The following is a 15773-nucleotide window of genomic DNA, read 5'->3' as shown; positions in this document are numbered from 1 at the left end:
GTCTTGTCGCGTGGCGTTGACGTGGGCTGAGTCTTATCTGGGTCGGGTTCGTACGAGCGTCGGCGATGCCGACACGATCCTGTTCGTGGGGGCCCGTGGCGTGCTCCTCGACGAACAGAACCGCCTCCTGCTGATCCAACGCTCGGACAATCGCCGCTGGGCGATCCCGGCGGGCGCGATGGAGTTGGGCGAGAGCATGCAGGACTGCGCGATCCGCGAGGTCTGGGAGGAGACCGGGCTGCGGGCGACCTCGCTGACCCCGTTCGCCTTCTACAGCTCCTACACGTTCACGAACGAGTACGGCCACACCTACCAGCAGATCCTGATGTCCTTCCGGATCCACACCTGGGAGGGCGAGCTGTGCAGGGTTACGGACGAGTCGGTGGACGCCGGCTTCTTCCCGCTGGACGCGTTGCCCGGGCCGAAGTCGAGAATCATCGACGAGACGCTGGCCGACCTGGCGACATTCGAGGCGACGGGGCAGATGGTCCTGAAGTAGCGCCGTGGCGCACGGCTCCGCGCCCCTCGACCATCTTCCCGCCGTACCAGGCGCCGAGCACCGCGCCGGCCAGTGCGAGCAGCTCCACCAGGAGCAGGCCGCCGCCGATCACCCGGTCGGGCGTGCGCATCCGCAGCATCAGGATGACCGCGAAGAGGATCAGCACCCCCATGTTGGCCAGGCCCTGCAGCACGCCGATGCGCTTCTGCGGGGTGCCGTTGGGCACGAAGATCAGGTCGACGGCCGAGGCCAGCGCGGCGAGCACCCCGCCGACCAGGCCGGCGACGATGTTCCAGTAGGCGAGCGCGCCGAGGATTTCGGGGCCGCCGAGAAGATCGCCGATATCGAAGAGCACGGCCATGGCGAACAGGCCGAGGGGAAACATCACCAGCACCGGCTGGACGGCCTGGTTCGCGATTCTGAGTCGACTGTCCATACCGGGCCGCGGCCTCCCCTGACTGCGCTTCTGTTCGGGTCAACGATTGGGCCTACCCGACCGCCGTGCCGACGAAACGCATCAAGTCGACAGTTACCCCCATCGCCCCGCTAACGGCGACCGACGTTCACCTCCACATTCTCGTCCCGGAGCCAACGCCACGACGGACAAACCGGGTGTCAGCGCAGGTCACCGGGGTGACGTCGAACATGGCTTGCACGCAATCTGCGATATGGCAACTTGATGTATAGCGGCCAGCCTCATAGCCATGTTCTAATTGGAGGGCAACAAGTGGAGGCGGAGTCGCAGGACATGCAACGACACCCGGCGGCAACCGGGTGCCGTTGTCGCCTCCAGGAACGTGCCTGTGGTGCCGAAAGCTCCGGGAACTACCAACAGCTCCGTAAGCACGAGCGAGGCGAGGAATTCTCTCTGCGCCAATGGTGGCTCGACCCTCCTCCCCTCGCAAGGAGTACGTGAGGGGAGTTCGCCATGCGCACCTACTACCGTGGGCCCGACGCCGTGGTGACCAGCGACATCTTCGCCGGCAACGGCACACCGAGGACGAAGTACGCGGTCCGCGAACTGAGGAACGTCCACATCGCGCACTCGGACGTGGAGCACCTTCGCCCCAGCGCCGCCCGGTCGATCGGCGGCCTGCTGATCATCGCCCTGGCGACCTGGCCGCTGTGGCGAGCCGCCCCGCTGCTGGCCCTCGCGGTGATCGCCCTGGGCCTGCCGGCGACGGCGGCGGCCGCGATGTTCTGGCGGCTGCGCCCGCAGCGGTGGGAACTGCGGGCGACCTACCGGGGCACCGAGGTGACCCTGTACACCTCGGCGGACGAGCGGGTGTTCAACCAGGTGAGCCGGGCTCTGCGCCGCTCGATGGAGAACTCCCGCCCGCCGGCGCTCTGGGAGGACCTCGCCGCCGCGTAGGCCGCTAGACCAGCTCCCGCTCCGGCCGGTCCGACGCCTCCGCCGGCAGCGGACGCAGGTTGTTGGCCAGCGCGGCGGCCACCGCCAGCAGCACGGCCACCGCGGTCAGCGCCCTCAGCACGGTCAGCTGGTCGCCCAGGAAGCCGACCAGCGGCGGCCCGCCGAGGAAGGCGCAGTACCCGATCGACGCGACCACGCTGACCCGCGCCGGGGCCTTGGCCGGGTCGTCCGCGGCGGCGCTCATGCCGACGGGGAAGCCGAGCGAGGCGCCGAGGCCCCAGAGCAGCGCTCCCGCGAAGGCCGTCGGCGTGTCCGGCCCGAAGACGAAGAGCATCAACCCGACCAGGCTGATCACCGCGAGCGCCCGGACCACGATCACCCGCCCGAACCTGTCGAGCAGCGCCGGCCCGAACCAGCGGCCGACCGTCATCGCGGTGAGGAACACGGCGAACGCCAGCGTGCCGACCGTGGCCGGCGCGCCGTACCCGTCGATCACCGCGATGCTGATCCAGTCGATGCCGGCGCCCTCGGCGAAGGCGAAGGCCAGCACGAAGGCGCCGATCAGCAGCGTCCTCGGCTCCCGCCAGGTCGCGAGCGTGCGCCGCAGCCCGCCACCGCCGCTCCCGGCCTCGTCGGCCTGCGGCTCTTGCTCGTCCGCCGTGAAGTTGCGGACCGCCAGCATGACGATCACCCCGACCAGGATCGCCGAGCCGACGAGGTGGGCCGTGACCGGCAGGTGCAGCGCCACGGCCGCGGCGCCGGCCAGGGCGCCCGCCACCGTACCGACGCTGTAGCCGGCGTGGAACCGCGGCATGATCGCCTTGCCGAGGCGCCGCTCGACCACCGCACCCTGCACGTTCATCGCGACATCCCACGCGCCGTTGGCGAAGCCGAAGAAGAACAGCCCCACGACCACCGGCGCCACGCCGTACGGGTATCCGATGCCGACCGCGCTCAGCGCGACCAGCAGGAGGCCGGCCATCGCGGTGACCGTGCCCCGCGACCCGAACCGGGACACGATCTGCCCGGCGAGCACCAGCGACACGATCGACCCGGCGGCGATCGCCAGCAGCACCAGGCCGAGCCGCGAGGGGTTCAGCCCCAGTTCGTCGCGGACCTGCGGGATGCGGGTGGCCCACGACGCCATGGTGAAGCCGGAGCCGATGAACGCGACGTAGACCGCCCGGGTCGCGCCGCGCACCTCGGCGGCGGGCTCCGTGATCACGGTGGTTGCGGCGCTCATTGTGCGGCTCCAAGCTGGCGGGCGACGATCTCGCGGGTCTCGGCCCGGGTGGGTCCGGCGGTGGTGGACAGGGTCTTGTGCATGACGAGGCCCTCGATGAGGGCGTCGACGCCCCGCGCGGTGGTGGCATCCATGAAGCGCTCGAGCACCGCCCGGCTCGTACGCATCCAGGACTCGGTGACGGAGCGCAGCGCCGGATCCCGCAGGGCGGCCAGGTACAGCTCGTAGGCGACGGTCCAGTCGCGCGAGTCGGCGTCGGCGTCGCCGTGAATCAGGTCGGTGACCGCGTCGATCAGCTGCTCGCGGTCCCCGACCTGGGTGAACGCGGCCTCGTAGGACCGCGACATGCGCTCCGCGTGCCGGCGGAAGGCCTGCGCCAGCAGATCGCCCAGGCCGTCGAAGTGATAGGTCAGCGACCCGAGTGGCACGTCCGCGGCGGCCGCGATCCTGCGGTGCGTGGTGCCGGTGACGCCGTACTCGGCGATGACGTCGATCGCCGCGTCGGCGATCCGGGCCTTGCGGTCGGGGTCGTACCGCCGGGGCGACCGGGCCGGCGCGGTCACGGCTCGACCTTGCGGATCACCCGGGCCGGATTGCCCACCGCGACGACGTTGGCCGGCAGGCCGCGGGTGACGACCGAGCCGGCGCCCACGACCGTGTTCTCGCCGATGGTCACGCCCGGCAGCACGATGACGCCGCCGCCCAGCCACACGTTGTCGCCGATGGTGATCGGCAGGGCGGCCTCCCACTTGTCCCGGCGGGGCCCCGCCGCCACCGGATGCGTCGGCGTCAGCAGCTGCACGTTCGGCCCGATGTTGACGTCGTCGCCGATGGTCACGGTGGCGACATCGAGGCAGACCAGCCCGAAGTTCGCGAACGTCCGCGCACCGATGAACGTCTGGTAGCCGTAGTCGCAGCGCAGCGGGGGCCGGATGTGGCTGCCCTCGCCGAACGCGCCGAGCAGGTCGGTCAGCAGGGCACGCCCGGCGGCGCCGTCGGTCGGGTCCATCGTGTTGAACCGATGGCTCAGCGCCTGCGCGCGGTCCGCGTCGCGGGCCAGCTCGGGATCATCGGCGATGTACAGCTCGCCGGCGAGCATCCGCTCGCGCATGGTCGGTTCAGCCATGCGTACAACCGTACACATGATGTGTACGGTTGTACATAGCGCGCCGATGTGATGTATAGACTCCCGTCGTGGTAGCGGATTGGGACGTCGCCGTGATCGGCGCCGGTCCGGCAGGCCTGTCGGCGGCCCACGCGGCGGCCTCGGCGGGCGCGCGGACGATCGTGCTGGAGCGCGCGGAGCACCCGCGCTACAAGACCTGCGGCGGCGGCCTCCTCGGCGCGTCCCTCGCGATCGCCGACCCCCTGATCACGGTGCCCGCCCGGGACGTCGTCTCGGCGGTCACCTTCACGGATCGCGGGCGCCGCGGCTTCACCCGGCGCTCGGCTCGGCGCCCGCTGCTGACGCTGGTGCGGCGCGACGACTTCGACTTCGCCTGGTACAAGGCGGCCGTCGCCGCCGGCGCGCACGTGCGGCAGAACGCCCAGGTCCGCGCGGTCGCCCAGGCACCCGACGCGGCCACCGTCACCCTCGCCGACGCCGGCACGATCACCGCGCGGACCGTCATCGGCGCCGACGGTTCGGCCGCGATCAGCTCGCGGCACGTCGGCGTCACGTTCGAACAGCAGGATCTCGGCCTCGAGGTCGAGCTGGCCGCCACCGGGGCCGACCGGGCCGCCTATCGCGGCCGGGTGCTGCTCGACTGGGGCCCGCTGCCCGGCTCGTACGGCTGGGTCTTCCCCAAGGACGACGAGCTCACGGTCGGCGTGATCGTGGCGAAGGGCCGGGGCGCCGAGACGCGGCGGTACCTGTCGGACTTCGTCGCCCGGCTGGGCCTCGCGGACCGCCGGGTGCTCCGCGACTCCGGGCACCTGACGCGCTGCCGCCGCGAGGACGCGCCGCTGCGCAAGGGCCGGGTGCTGGTCGTCGGCGACGCCGCCGGGCTGCTGGAGCCGTGGACCCGGGAGGGCATCAGCTACGCCCTGCGCTCGGGGACCCTGGCCGGCCGAATCGCGGCTCGCGCACAGACGCCGGCGGACCTGGCCGAATACGATCAGTCGATCAACCGGGAGTTGGTGCCCGAGATGGTCGCCGGACGGCGGCTGGTCCAGGTCTTCGCCCGGCGCCGGTCGCTCGTGCACGCCGCCATGGCGACGCCGATCGGGTGGCGCGCCTTCGAGTCCTTCTGCAGCGGCGAACTGTCGATGGCAGAGGTCCTACGGCGTCCCGCGGTACGCGCCGCGATCAGAGTGCTCGGCGGCCGCACCCGATAGCCGCGCCTCTCGCTCAGAGCGGGTGCGTCCTCGGCCCGCGGCGGGGCCAGGGCTCCCATCGAACCGGCGCGGCGAAGCCCTCCCGGCGGGCGGCCCGAGCCTCGGCGGAATCGATCGGGGCGCGCCGGCTGACCTTCAGGCCCGGCCCGATCAGCCTCGTCTCGAGCCACGACCTGGACAGGCCCCGGCGCACGCGCTCCCAGAGACCGCCCTCGACGTGCGCGGCCACCAGGCGGCGCAGGGCGGTCACCAGCTCTTCGGGATCCTCGTCGCAGTCGTCGCAGCCGCACTCCGGCAGCGGTTCGTAGAACCACCGCCCGAGCCGCAACACGACGCCGGGGAACTCGGTGAGGGCGATCGAGAGCGGCCCGGCGGCCGGACTGCGCGGGATCAGCCGAATCGTGCGCGCGATCTCGGCATCGGCCTCGGTGCCGACCGGCTCCTTGCCCTCCCGCCGACCGACGACATAACCCTCGGTCAACTCGTCCAGCAGGGCCTCGGCGGCCTCCTGCACTACGTGATAGCGCCCAGGGTCGGTGACCCGGGTGGTGTAGCGGTTCGGCCGCGGCCTCGCTTGGCCCACCAGCGAATTATGCCGCTCGGCCCGCGGCACCGCTCGCAAGAGCGAAGATCAGCGACCGAAACGGCTCACTCGAACCGAAACTCTCCAGCCCTGACTCCCGCCTCGAAGGCAAGCCATTCGTCCTCGGTGAACTGCAACGAATTCCCGTCGGGATTCTTGCTGTCGCGGATCAAGTAATGATCTCCCACCTTGGCGACCTCGACACAGGTGGTGTTGCCGCAGCGACTACTTTTGCGCCAACCCGCGTCTTCCGTCCGCTTTGTCATACCGACTCCTCCGTGACGGTTCCCGAACCAACGGTAAGGGATTTGCCGCGCCCGTCACAGGAGGAAACGTGAGTGAAACTCGGTTGACACTCGCTTATGCGGTGATTAATCACCATAAATCGGAATTCGCCTGGCCATGCAGAGGCCCGCGACCGGATACGCGAGGAACGGGCGGTGCTGACCTACATGCGGGACCGGGATCTCCCGCCCTACATGTAGGTCAGCGACGTCAGTTCCCGCTGAATTCGCCCGCCTGGACGCCGAGCACGAACGCTGCCCACTCCTCGTTGGAGAACACAAAAGGGGGCACGTCGGGGTTCTTCGAGTCCCGGACCATGATCTGTCCGGAAACCGTCGCGACCTCGACACAGGCGTTGGTGCCGCAGTAGCTGCTGCGACGCCAGGGAGACGAATTCTGCTCGGTGGTATCCACTGTCGTTTTGCGCCTTCCAATTGGATGAACTACATCGGATTGTATAACCCCTTCCCCCGGGAATTGGTTACTAGATCTTTTGTCCGGTGAGTTCGCGAATTCGCTTATTCACGAACTGCACGGTCTCAACCTCACTGCATGCCGCTTCCCAGAGCTTTTGATAGCGCCGGTAGTGACGCTCCGTGATCGCGTGATCCTCGACGATCTCATCGGAGACTCCTGACTCGCGATACATCACCGCGTTGGACAGGTCATTGTCAGCGCCAATGAAGAGGATGTCGAAGCCGGCGTTGTACGAGAGCGCGGCATCGGCGGAGAAGGGAAACATCCTGATCGAAACAAGCTTTCGTTCCTCCAGGCGGAGGATTTCCTGCAGTTGATCCGCGAAGATCTGTGGCCCACCGACGGCCCTCATGAACACCGACTCGTCCAACAATGCCGTCATTCGCAGGGAACCTATGCGGCCCAGGATCCCGTCATGCCGACGCTGGCGACCATCGAGACGGACCCTGCGCTGCTCCTCCGACATCTCGTCGCGCCACATGTTCATCAGCGCCTCGGAATACGAAGGAATCTGCAGCGGCCCGGGAATGTGGAATACCGAATAACTGTGGATCGAGGAGGCCTCGGCCTCGTATTCGATCAGCCGGCGAGTATCGGGGGTGAGGTGCTCGCGGAATTCGGGCGTTTGATACCAGACATGGCGCTGGGTCTGCCGGGTCCGGGCAATCTTCGCGGTGGCCAGCATGTCGGCGACGATCGTGCGGTCCTTGACGCCCAGAAAACTCAACAGCGGCCGAAGATCGTTCGGGGCGATGGTGACATCGCCGTTCTCGATCCGGATGACCTTGCTGAGGCTCCACTCCATCTGCTCGGCGACCTCGAGCTGAGTCAGCCCCGCCGACTCCCGGGCGTCGCGAAGCACCATCCGCACACGTCTACGCGCAACGGTAGGCGAGTCACCCTCAGCCATGAGTCCTTCATCGTCGAAGCCGGTAGAGATGAGTGGTCAACCCGCTACCTCGCTGGCTGCCACAAGGCACAGAGCGAGATCGCGCGTTAGCTTACCCACTGTCCTATCAGAACGAGAATCACCGCGTGGAAGTTCACCGAAAAGAAACGTGTAATCCGGCCGAGACTTCCGGTGATCTTCGGCCGGCCGCGAGCGGTACGGCGATTAGGCCACCTCGACCCCGGTTGACCTGGTAAAAGACCCCCACGAGGGTTCGGCCTAGTCGGCCGCCCTCGGCTGAACTCGGCGCCGATCCGGGTCGCGGCAGTGCCCCAGGCGAAGCTGACCGTCGGCATCAAGGGAGTCGCGCATCCGGCAGTGGGTTCGCATCTGAGGGCTCCTTCCGTGCTCCTCTGCGAGGAAGGAAGGGCCGCGGCCGGCGACTCGAGAGAATTCCCGCCTCGCACTCCCGTCCGGACCCCCGGGAGGCAGTAACGGCACCCGGTTGCCGCCGGGTGCCGTCTGGTTTCCCCCTCGAACTCCGACCACGGTGCTCGTTTCGAAGTACAGCATGGCCACTAGTCTGCCCGCTACTGCTCAACATGCCATGTCGCAGATTGCGAACAAGCTGACTGCGTCCGGCGGCATGCGGCGCGGGGTTTCATCGCGCCGCATGAATCACGAAGCGGTCAGCCGATGCGGCGCCGCCGGCGACCGCGCATCCCGAATGGCGCGACTGAGCGCCCGGGTGACCTGGTTGAAGACCCGCTCGTCAGCGGTGGCGTAGATCGTCACCCGCGATCCGCGATAGGTGGCCTGAACCTCCCACCGCGAGACCTTCCGCCGCCCGCCGAGGACCACTGTGGTCACCGCGGCGGCGAGCGCGACCGGGATCACCGAGTAGGCGGCGGAGGGCGTGACCATCAGCCAGGCCGTCGCGAACGCCAGTATCGCGCCGACGACGAGCACCGTGCGGATGCCGAGCCCCGTGGCATCACGGCGGACCCGGCCGACCTCGCGAAGACCGCGGATGTTGAAGTCGGCGCGCACCGGACCGTTCCAGGTGAATTGCTCATCGGTGAGAAATGCGTCCGGGCCTCGGTAATAGATGCGCACTGCGATATCCCTTCCGGAACTCCCGCGAGAGGGAAAGGGGTCGCGTCGGCCCTGAGAGAATTCCCTGCCTCGCCCGTCAGGACGGAAACCCCGGAGACAGTGCGGCACCCGGTTGCCGCCGGGTGCCGTTGCCTTCCTCGGGACCTGCCCGTTCTGCCTGATGACAGTTCAGCATGTCCACCAGGCTTGTCGCTACCCCCCAAGGTGCTACCTTGCAGATTGCGAACAAGCACCTTCTGCCGACGTGGCCGCGGGCGACTCGGGGATCTACTAGGCACCCGTTCCGGACCGGAGATCGGGCCGCGTCATGGCCTGGCCAGTGCCAGCCAAACCAGGCACACGCCAGCCGCGAAGTAGGCGCACGCCGGTCCAAGCCGCCAGCGCCGACTCGGTGAACCGGCGACCCAACACGCCGCCATCTGGCCGAAGCCGGCGGCGGCTCGGTGGCGCCGACGAACCAGGAGCTGATCCCCGGCCCGGCGGCGGAGGTGACAGTTGCCGCGGTCTTCGTCCGTCAGGAGTCGGGAGGTCCCGGACCCGGCCACCGTCCCGGCCGGACCAGGCGCTACGCGATGAAGCGGGCGCGACGGCGACGCGCGGCCAGCACGCCCCCCACGCCGGCGCCGACCAGCAGCAGGCCGATCCCGCCGATCAATCCGGCCACAGGGCCGGTGACCGGCAGCCCGGAGCCGCGAATGACCCGGACCTCGCTGGTGCCGGCGATCGGTTCCAGCCCCTTGGCGGAGAACGTGATGGCCACCTTCCCGGTGTCGCCGACCTTGGCGGTCGCGTCGGCCTTCACCAGCACGGACAGGTACTGCTCGATCGACTCGCCCTCGAACGAGAGCTCTCGCGGATCGGTGCAGACGACCCGGGTCGGCGACTTTCTGACGCATTCGCCGCCGCTGGCCTCGTTCGGGACGAGCCGAACCCCGGAGACCCCGCTCAGGTCGTAGCTGACCTTCGCCTCGGTCAGCTTCGTGGGGCCGGTGGACCAGAGGACCGGCCCCAGTGGATCGATGGCCGTGCCGCCAACGGGTACCTCGATGTCCGGGAAGCCCGCCGAGACCGGGTCGCCCCGGTGGATGTCCTCGGCCCGGGCCGGGCCCGCCACGGTGGTGAGGAGTGCCCCGGCCACCGCCAGCACGCCCATCAGGCGCCGCGCGTACAGCTGCATTGAATGTGTCTCTCTGCCGATAGTGGATCCAGGCGACCGAACGTCACTAGCCGTTCGTTATCGCGTGCGCAGCGTACGCATCCGGTGCCCAATTACCCTTGCATTTCGGCATGAAGGTTACAAAATGAATGCCGTCGCTGTGTTAGGCCGGGCCCCTCATCGTCGGCCGTTCCGCTTGTGTTTCGAGCGGCTCGTGAACGCGCCACCGCGATCGACCCGGGCGGCAGAGCGGCGCCGCCGAGCGGACGGGATGCGGGACAGCAACGGAGGAACCGCCAAGACCAGCAGGACGAACCCGGCGACACCCAGCCCGCCCTGCGTGCGGCCACGGTGCCCACTGAGCTGGTCGAAGTCCGTGACGAAGTCACCCGGGTCGGCCGGGTTCACCCAGATCGACACCTCGTCGCCGACAGGCCGGCACACCTCGACGCAGCCGACCTCCCGCTCGTACGCCCGGCCGGCCAACTCGTACCGGAAATACATTGTGGTCGACGGGCTTGCCCGATTGCCGCCTTCCTTCCGCACCCGGTCGTGCACAAGCGCCCGCGCCGGGACGCCGGTGGCCCTCAGTTCGGCCGCCCAGTCGTCGAGCGCGAGCTGGGTATGAAACGGCAGCCACAGCAGCGCGCTGCCGGCCACAACCAGCAATGCGCACCCGAGAGTCACCCAGCCTGACGAGCGCCACGGCATGATCACGCGGCAATCCTGGCGCGCCCACGCAACCACGGCCGGCGACCGAGGCCGGGCCAGCGAGTGCGAAGCCCACCGCCCGACCTCCAGCCGGTCAGGACTTGCTCCTCGGCCGCGATCAGCGCGCCGAGTTCCTGCGGGCGACAGGCCCGGCATCCGAAGGCCGACTCCACGCAGGAAGTCTTCGGGCAGCTCGACGTGGTAGCGCTCGCGGTGGCCTCACGCCTGGACGAGGCGTTCGCTGCGCGGCAGGCGGACCAGGTGCGGACGGTGGGCTCTCCGGCCTCCGTCGTCGACCGCAACAAAGAAGAAGCCCAGGCCTATGACCTGGGCTTCTTGTGGAGCCGCCTGACGGAATCGAACCGTCGACCTACGCATTACGAGTGCGTCGCTCTAGCCGACTGAGCTAAGGCGGCAACGGTCACTGAGTGTACGGCATCGGCGGGCGTGCGCCCGAACGGGTCCGGCGATCGCGCGTCACAACCGGACACCCGGCGTCATACCCCCGGACTAGTCTCCCTGTCGTGAACGACCAACACCCTCCCGGGCGGCCGGCGGAGGCTGAGCCCTCCCGTGCGCAGCGACCGGTGAGCATGGATCCGCAGCAGCTCGGCTTCACGCCGCAGCGACCCGTGGGGTGGCTGGCCCCGTTGCTGCTGCTCAGCACCGGTCTCCGCACCCTGATGGCGATCCTCTTCGGCGCCTACCTCGACAAGCGCGAGCTGCAGAACGCGCTCTCCGCCGACTCCTTCGCGCACCCCGGCATCGACGGTGAGCTGTGGTTCGACTACGTCGCCGACCTGGGCGACGGCTTCCACGCCACCTACTCGGTCGCGTACCTGCTGGCGCAGCCGCGGCTCGAGATCGACGGCCGGGTGCTGCCGCGCGGTCAGCTGCTGCTGATGGGCGGCGATCAGGTCTATCCGCTCGCCAACGGCGACGGCTACGAGAACCGCACCAAGGGTCCCTACCGCGCGGCCCTGCCGGAACCGCCGACCCAGGGGCCGCGACCCACGCTCTTCGCGCTACCCGGCAACCACGACTGGTACGACGGTCTGACCGCATTCCTCCGCCTCTTCGCGCGCCGCAAGGACGGGCATATCGGTGGATGGCGCACCCAGCAGAGCCGGTCCTACTTCGCGGTGGAGCTGCCCGCCAACTGGTGGTTGTTCGCGATCGACGAGCAGTTCGGTGCCTACATCGACGATCCGCAGCTGGTCTACTTCGAGGACGCGGCCCGCGATCTCGGCCCCGAGGACCGGATCATCCTGATGACGCCGTCGCCGACCTGGGTCAAGGCCGCGAAGAAGCCCGAGGCGTACGACGCGATCGACTACTTCATCCGGACGATCCTCGCGCCGACCGGGGCGCACGTGCGGGTGCTGCTCTCCGGCGACATGCACCACTACGCGCGCTACACGGGCGAGGACCGCGAGCTGATCACGTGCGGTGGCGGCGGGGCATATCTCGCCGCCACCCACAACCTGCCGGAGACCCTCACCGTGCCGCCCCGGGAGACATTGACCCGCAACGCGAGCCGGAGCCGGAGATATTCGCTGGCCTCCCGCTTCCCGGGTGCCGAGGAGTCCCGGCGGTTGAGCTGGGGCGTGTTCGCCCGGGTACCGAAGCGCAACCCGGGCTTCGCGACGATGCTCGGCATCATCCAGACGCTGACGATGCTCGCGATGGCCGGCGCGGCCGGCCAGGCGGGGACGCTGCAGCGGCTGTTCAGCATCCCGCTCGTGATCATGATGTTCCTGGTCCTGGCCGGCACGGTGCTGTTCGCCCAGCCCCCGAAGGCCAACGCCGCGGCGCATTCCCGGCACTGGATCATCGGGCTGCTGCACGGGTTCGCGCAGCTCGTGCTCGCGGCCTGCGGCACCTGGGTCTGGCTGCGGTTGCCGTTCCACGACTGGGCATGGCCGGGACCACCGGTGGTCGCGGCGGTGCTGTACGGGCCGGTGATCGCCTACCTGGCCACCACGCTGCTGTCGCTCTACCTGCTGGTCGCGAGCCGCTTCGACGTGAACGTCAACGAGCTGTTCGCGGGGCAGGGCATCGAGGACGCCAAGAGCTTCCTCCGGATGCACATCGCCGCGGACGGCACCCTGACCGTGCACGCGATCGGCGTCGACAAGATCTGCCGCCAGTGGGTCGCGGACCCGAACGCCGCACCGGACGCCTCGTGGCTGCGCCCGCAGGAGCCACTGACCCCCCACCTGATCGAGCCGCCCATCGCGGTCGGCAACCCAGCGCCCCGACCCGGCGTCGCCGGCCCCGGGCAAGGCACCGCCCACTAGCTTTCGGGCGCGTTGTCAATCTTGATCTCGGGCATGCCGACGCGCGCCGGTTGTCACGAGCCGGTGCTCGGCAGGAAGCGCAGGTGTCGGGGCAGGCGGGGCCGCGGTGGTCGGACTCGCTGATCAGTCACCCTCGTGGTGCAGTCTTCGCGTCCGCCGTGAGCGGCCCCGAGCGGGCGGGCGGCCGGCAAGCTAGGTTGCGCCGTCGAACGGTGCGGGTCAGGTGTAGCGCTCCTCGTGGGCCTGGCGGGGTGCGCAGACCGATGCCCGGCTGCACGAGCAGCGGGAGCCGTCGGCGTCCATCCGGACCACCACGGCATCCTTCGGAACGCTGTGCGCCACCACCCGGCCGTCGCCGTCCGGGGTCGAGACGCGGCTGCCTACCGACGGCGCCGCGGCCTGGAACTTCTGGTACAGCGGATGTTCGTACTTGAGGCAGCACATGAGGCGGCCGCACGCGCCCGAGATGCGTAGCGGGTTCAGGGGCAGGTCCTGGTCCTTCGCCATGCGGATCGTCACCGGCTCGAAGTCCGTCAGGAACGTCGCGCAGCACAGGTCCCGGCCGCAGGAGCCGATTCCGCCCTGCACCCGGGCCGAGTCGCGGGCCGACAGCTGGCGCAGCTCCACCCGGCAGCGCAGCGTCGCGCCCAGGTCCCGGACCAGGGAGCGGAAGTCGACCCGGTGCGGCGCCGTGAAGTAGATCGTCGTTCGCGCGCCGCCGGCGCCGCCCTGTTCCAGGACGTGGTCGACGGCCACGACCTTCATCGGGAGCTCGTGCGCCTTGATCAGCTTCTTGGCCGCGACCTTGGCCTCGGCCTTGCGCTTGCGCAGCATCTCGTCGCGGCGCAGGTCGTCGTCCGCGGCCAGGCCGACGACCTTGGGGAATCCCTCGGTGTCCTCGCTGACCCACTGCGCAGCCCAGACGCACTCCGCCACCTCGGGGCCGTCGTCGGTCGGGACCAGCACACGGTCGCCGACCTTGGGCGAGAACTCGCCCGGGTCGAGGTAGTAGAGGCGGCCGTACCTGTTGAAGCTGACCGCGCACAGCATGCCCATGAACACACCCTACGGCGACGGACCCGTGGTGCGAAGTGGCGCAGAACTGCATAGATCCGCGCAACCCGCAGCATCGACTCTCGTTGGGCCATCCCGTAGACGTCGCTCTTTGCGGCAATCCTTGGGGGAGGAACCTTCATGATGCCCGCCGTGCCAGCACGGGTTGATCTTGTGACACCGGCCGAGCCCGCCCGGGCCGCTTCACAGACGACCAGAAGACGCACAACCGCCGCCGCGTTCGGGCTGGTGGGGGCGCTGTTCGTGCCGCTGCCAGTTGCCGCCGCGCCGGCGCCGTGCGAGCAGGCCCAACGGTACGCCGCCCAGTCCGGCGCCGAGCTCCTGCGGATCGGGAAACTCGACCTCGGCCCCGCCGGCAAGCCCGGCAAGCCGATCACCGACATCGGGATCGGCGAGGGCAAGTCCGCCCTGGTGGCCCAGTCGAACGTCAATGCGGCGGCGCTGAGCCGGATGCTCAACGGCGGATCGGCGAACCGCCGGAACCTGTCGGAGATCCTGCAGCAGACTGCGCCGCCGAGCCATCGGGAGCCCAACCGGCGCGCCGTCGGCGCCACCGACGTCGGCCCGTTCAGCCTCGGCCGCGGCGAGCTGACCGCGCACGCCCGGTGGGAGGCCGGCATGGCCTGCGGGGCCACCGCCGGCGAGGCGACCCGGGCGCAGGCCCAGCTGAACCGCGCCGGGTTGCTCGAGGACGGCGACGACGCGCTGGTCCGCGTACCCGGGAGCATGTCGAGCCGGAGCACGACGGCGGTCGAGCGGCGCGGGTCGGCCGCGCGGACGGTGGCCTCGGCCACGATCACCGGCGGCAGCGCCGAGGTGCTCGGGGGCGCCGTGCGGATCAAGGTGCTCAAGGCGCCCTCGCTGCTGGCCGCGATGTCGACCGGCGGCGGCGGGGAGGTCCGCTACCTGCCGGCGGTGCTGGAGGTCTCCGGCGAGGGCTTCGAGACCGCGCGGCTGGACACGGCCGGCGACAACGTCGACGTCGTGCTGGACGAGGGCGACGACCGCCGGGGCCGGGAGGGCGACACCGACGACGGCGGCGACGTCGTGAGCCAGCGTTCGGGCAGTGCGAGCGGCGCTGTCGAGCGCAAGCCGAAGGGCAAGACGAAGAAGCCGGGGCTGCTCAGCGGGCTGCCGGACATCGGCAAGCTCACGTCCGCCGCGCCGATCCCGGTGCCGGGCGTGTCGAGCCTGCCCGGCCTGCCGGTGATCAGCGATCCGCCCGCCGAGTCCGCGCCGGCCACCGCGCCCGGCACCCGGGTCAGGGTCTCGCTGGGCGACGTCCGCCAGGCCACCTCCGGACACGCCGTCGCCGCGAAGGCGACCGCGATCCGCATCGTGATCACCAAGGGCAAGGACCGCTCGGCGTACGGGCAGGGCAAGGGCGGCGTCGTCCTGGACTTCGAGATGGGGCGGCTCGAGGCGGCCGCGGTCTCTCCCGAGCCGGGCGGCCCCGGTCAGGGCGGCCCCGGCGGACCGGACGGACCGGGTGGATCGGGCGGGCCGGGTGACCCGCGCGGCACGGTCGACGGCATCGGCGGCGGCCTGCCGATCACCGGCCCCCGGGTCGACGTGATCGCGTTGACCGGGCTGGCGCTGCTGATCGCCGGCACCGGAGCCCTGGTGTTCGGCATGCGGGGTCGTTCACGACGCTGACCGACTTCGATATGGCCGTCGAGCCGAAAGGTGCCGACCTAAGGCTCGATCCGGCTACCCCGCAGGTACCGTCCT

Annotated in this window: 17 protein-coding genes and 1 tRNA gene; 5 read left to right on the top strand and 13 right to left on the bottom strand. The window is 69.8% G+C overall.

The window, feature by feature from the left end; genetic code table 11:
* Window positions 1–10 precede the first annotated feature (10 nt).
* A complete protein-coding gene (locus ACIBSW_RS25935) occupies window positions 11–499 on the top strand; it encodes an NUDIX domain-containing protein (protein ID WP_354718113.1) in 489 nt (162 codons plus the stop codon).
* On the opposite strand, the gene ACIBSW_RS25930 is transcribed toward ACIBSW_RS25935, so the two are convergent.
* Window positions 435–935, bottom strand: coding sequence for a DUF2231 domain-containing protein (locus tag ACIBSW_RS25930; RefSeq protein WP_354718115.1), 501 nt, complete (start codon window positions 933–935; stop codon window positions 435–437). The genes ACIBSW_RS25935 and ACIBSW_RS25930 overlap by 65 nt on opposite strands.
* A 492-nt stretch (window positions 936–1427) precedes the next feature.
* Between ACIBSW_RS25930 and ACIBSW_RS25925 the strand changes: the two genes are divergently transcribed.
* A complete protein-coding gene (locus ACIBSW_RS25925) occupies window positions 1428–1871 on the top strand; it encodes a DUF6232 family protein (protein WP_354718117.1) in 444 nt (147 codons plus the stop codon).
* Window positions 1872–1875: 4 nt separating this feature from the next.
* On the opposite strand, the gene ACIBSW_RS25920 is transcribed toward ACIBSW_RS25925, so the two are convergent.
* Genes ACIBSW_RS25920 through ACIBSW_RS25910 form a run of 3 tightly spaced genes read right to left on the bottom strand, consistent with a single transcriptional unit; the run spans window position 1876 to window position 4240 of the window.
* Window positions 1876–3114: an MFS transporter gene (locus ACIBSW_RS25920; protein ID WP_354718119.1), complete on the bottom strand. Its 1239-nt coding sequence runs from the start codon at window positions 3112–3114 to the stop codon at window positions 1876–1878.
* On the bottom strand, window positions 3111–3677 hold the full coding sequence (locus ACIBSW_RS25915; protein WP_354718121.1) for a TetR family transcriptional regulator: 567 nt from the start codon (window positions 3675–3677) through the stop codon (window positions 3111–3113). The genes ACIBSW_RS25920 and ACIBSW_RS25915 overlap by 4 nt, the downstream gene beginning before the upstream one ends.
* Window positions 3674–4240, bottom strand: a complete 567-nt coding sequence (locus ACIBSW_RS25910; RefSeq protein ID WP_354718122.1) for a sugar O-acetyltransferase — start codon at window positions 4238–4240, stop codon at window positions 3674–3676. Before ACIBSW_RS25910 ends, ACIBSW_RS25915 begins: the two co-directional genes overlap by 4 nt.
* A 68-nt stretch (window positions 4241–4308) precedes the next feature.
* Here ACIBSW_RS25910 and ACIBSW_RS25905 point away from each other — a divergent pair, with 68 nt between their 5' ends.
* The gene (locus ACIBSW_RS25905) at window positions 4309–5451 is read left to right on the top strand and encodes a geranylgeranyl reductase family protein (protein ID WP_354718123.1); all 1143 of its coding nucleotides are present in this window, start codon (window positions 4309–4311) and stop codon (window positions 5449–5451) included.
* 13 nt (window positions 5452–5464) lie between these two features.
* Here the strand turns inward: ACIBSW_RS25905 and ACIBSW_RS25900 are convergent, their stop codons facing one another.
* The 8 genes from ACIBSW_RS25900 to ACIBSW_RS25865 all read right to left on the bottom strand — a co-directional run bounded on the left by ACIBSW_RS25900 (window position 5465) and on the right by ACIBSW_RS25865 (window position 11084).
* Window positions 5465–6034: a DUF6226 family protein gene (locus ACIBSW_RS25900; protein WP_354718125.1), complete on the bottom strand. Its 570-nt coding sequence runs from the start codon at window positions 6032–6034 to the stop codon at window positions 5465–5467.
* 65 nt (window positions 6035–6099) lie between these two features.
* A complete protein-coding gene (locus tag ACIBSW_RS25895; RefSeq protein WP_354718127.1) occupies window positions 6100–6300 on the bottom strand; it encodes a DUF397 domain-containing protein in 201 nt (66 codons plus the stop codon).
* Window positions 6301–6529: 229 nt separating this feature from the next.
* On the bottom strand, window positions 6530–6733 hold the full coding sequence (locus ACIBSW_RS25890; protein WP_354718129.1) for a DUF397 domain-containing protein: 204 nt from the start codon (window positions 6731–6733) through the stop codon (window positions 6530–6532).
* A 70-nt stretch (window positions 6734–6803) separates the two neighbouring features.
* Entirely contained in the window at window positions 6804–7661 is an 858-nt protein-coding gene (locus ACIBSW_RS25885; protein WP_354718131.1) for a helix-turn-helix transcriptional regulator, read from the bottom strand.
* A gap of 702 nt (window positions 7662–8363) precedes the next feature.
* On the bottom strand, window positions 8364–8801 hold the full coding sequence (locus tag ACIBSW_RS25880) for a DUF6232 family protein (RefSeq protein WP_354718133.1): 438 nt from the start codon (window positions 8799–8801) through the stop codon (window positions 8364–8366).
* A 565-nt stretch (window positions 8802–9366) separates the two neighbouring features.
* Window positions 9367–9978, bottom strand: coding sequence for a hypothetical protein (locus ACIBSW_RS25875; RefSeq protein ID WP_354718135.1), 612 nt, complete (start codon window positions 9976–9978; stop codon window positions 9367–9369).
* Window positions 9979–10134: 156 nt separating this feature from the next.
* Complete coding sequence (locus ACIBSW_RS25870) at window positions 10135–10668, bottom strand: DUF3592 domain-containing protein (protein WP_354718188.1); 534 nt, start codon at window positions 10666–10668, stop codon at window positions 10135–10137.
* A gap of 339 nt (window positions 10669–11007) precedes the next feature.
* Window positions 11008–11084: transfer RNA gene (locus ACIBSW_RS25865), tRNA-Thr, on the bottom strand.
* Window positions 11085–11261: 177 nt separating this feature from the next.
* Between ACIBSW_RS25865 and ACIBSW_RS25860 the strand changes: the two genes are divergently transcribed.
* The gene (locus ACIBSW_RS25860) at window positions 11262–12968 is read left to right on the top strand and encodes a metallophosphoesterase (RefSeq protein ID WP_404799478.1); all 1707 of its coding nucleotides are present in this window, start codon (window positions 11262–11264) and stop codon (window positions 12966–12968) included.
* A gap of 219 nt (window positions 12969–13187) precedes the next feature.
* On the opposite strand, the gene ACIBSW_RS25855 is transcribed toward ACIBSW_RS25860, so the two are convergent.
* Complete coding sequence (locus ACIBSW_RS25855; RefSeq protein ID WP_354718138.1) at window positions 13188–14024, bottom strand: regulatory iron-sulfur-containing complex subunit RicT; 837 nt, start codon at window positions 14022–14024, stop codon at window positions 13188–13190.
* A 261-nt stretch (window positions 14025–14285) separates the two neighbouring features.
* Here ACIBSW_RS25855 and ACIBSW_RS25850 point away from each other — a divergent pair, with 261 nt between their 5' ends.
* Window positions 14286–15698, top strand: a complete 1413-nt coding sequence (locus ACIBSW_RS25850) for a hypothetical protein (RefSeq protein ID WP_354718140.1) — start codon at window positions 14286–14288, stop codon at window positions 15696–15698.
* The last annotated feature ends 75 nt before the right edge of the window (window positions 15699–15773 follow it).

Source organism: Actinoplanes sp. NPDC049668 (genome assembly GCF_044465445.1).
In the GTDB taxonomy this organism is placed as follows: domain Bacteria; phylum Actinomycetota; class Actinomycetes; order Mycobacteriales; family Micromonosporaceae; genus Actinoplanes.
The sequence above is the reverse complement of the archived record's forward strand: the minus strand, read 5'-3'. Positions and strand labels throughout refer to the sequence as shown.

Bases quoted from the DNA above. Each gene is read 5' to 3' on its own strand.
- ACIBSW_RS25870 (WP_354718188.1), bottom strand. From the start codon at position 10,668: ATGCCGTGGCGCTCGTCAGGCTGGGTGACTCTCGGGTGCGCATTGCTG.
- ACIBSW_RS25855 (WP_354718138.1), bottom strand. From the start codon at position 14,024: ATGGGCATGCTGTGCGCGGTCAGCTTCAACAGGTACGGCCGCCTCTAC.
- ACIBSW_RS25920 (WP_354718119.1), bottom strand. From the start codon at position 3,114: ATGAGCGCCGCAACCACCGTGATCACGGAGCCCGCCGCCGAGGTGCGC.
- ACIBSW_RS25930 (WP_354718115.1), bottom strand. From the start codon at position 935: ATGGACAGTCGACTCAGAATCGCGAACCAGGCCGTCCAGCCGGTGCTG.
- ACIBSW_RS25910 (WP_354718122.1), bottom strand. From the start codon at position 4,240: ATGGCTGAACCGACCATGCGCGAGCGGATGCTCGCCGGCGAGCTGTAC.
- ACIBSW_RS25895 (WP_354718127.1), bottom strand. From the start codon at position 6,300: ATGACAAAGCGGACGGAAGACGCGGGTTGGCGCAAAAGTAGTCGCTGC.
- ACIBSW_RS25860 (WP_404799478.1), top strand. From the start codon at position 11,262: ATGGATCCGCAGCAGCTCGGCTTCACGCCGCAGCGACCCGTGGGGTGG.
- ACIBSW_RS25885 (WP_354718131.1), bottom strand. From the start codon at position 7,661: ATGGTGCTTCGCGACGCCCGGGAGTCGGCGGGGCTGACTCAGCTCGAG.
- ACIBSW_RS25925 (WP_354718117.1), top strand. From the start codon at position 1,428: ATGCGCACCTACTACCGTGGGCCCGACGCCGTGGTGACCAGCGACATC.
- ACIBSW_RS25875 (WP_354718135.1), bottom strand. From the start codon at position 9,978: ATGCAGCTGTACGCGCGGCGCCTGATGGGCGTGCTGGCGGTGGCCGGG.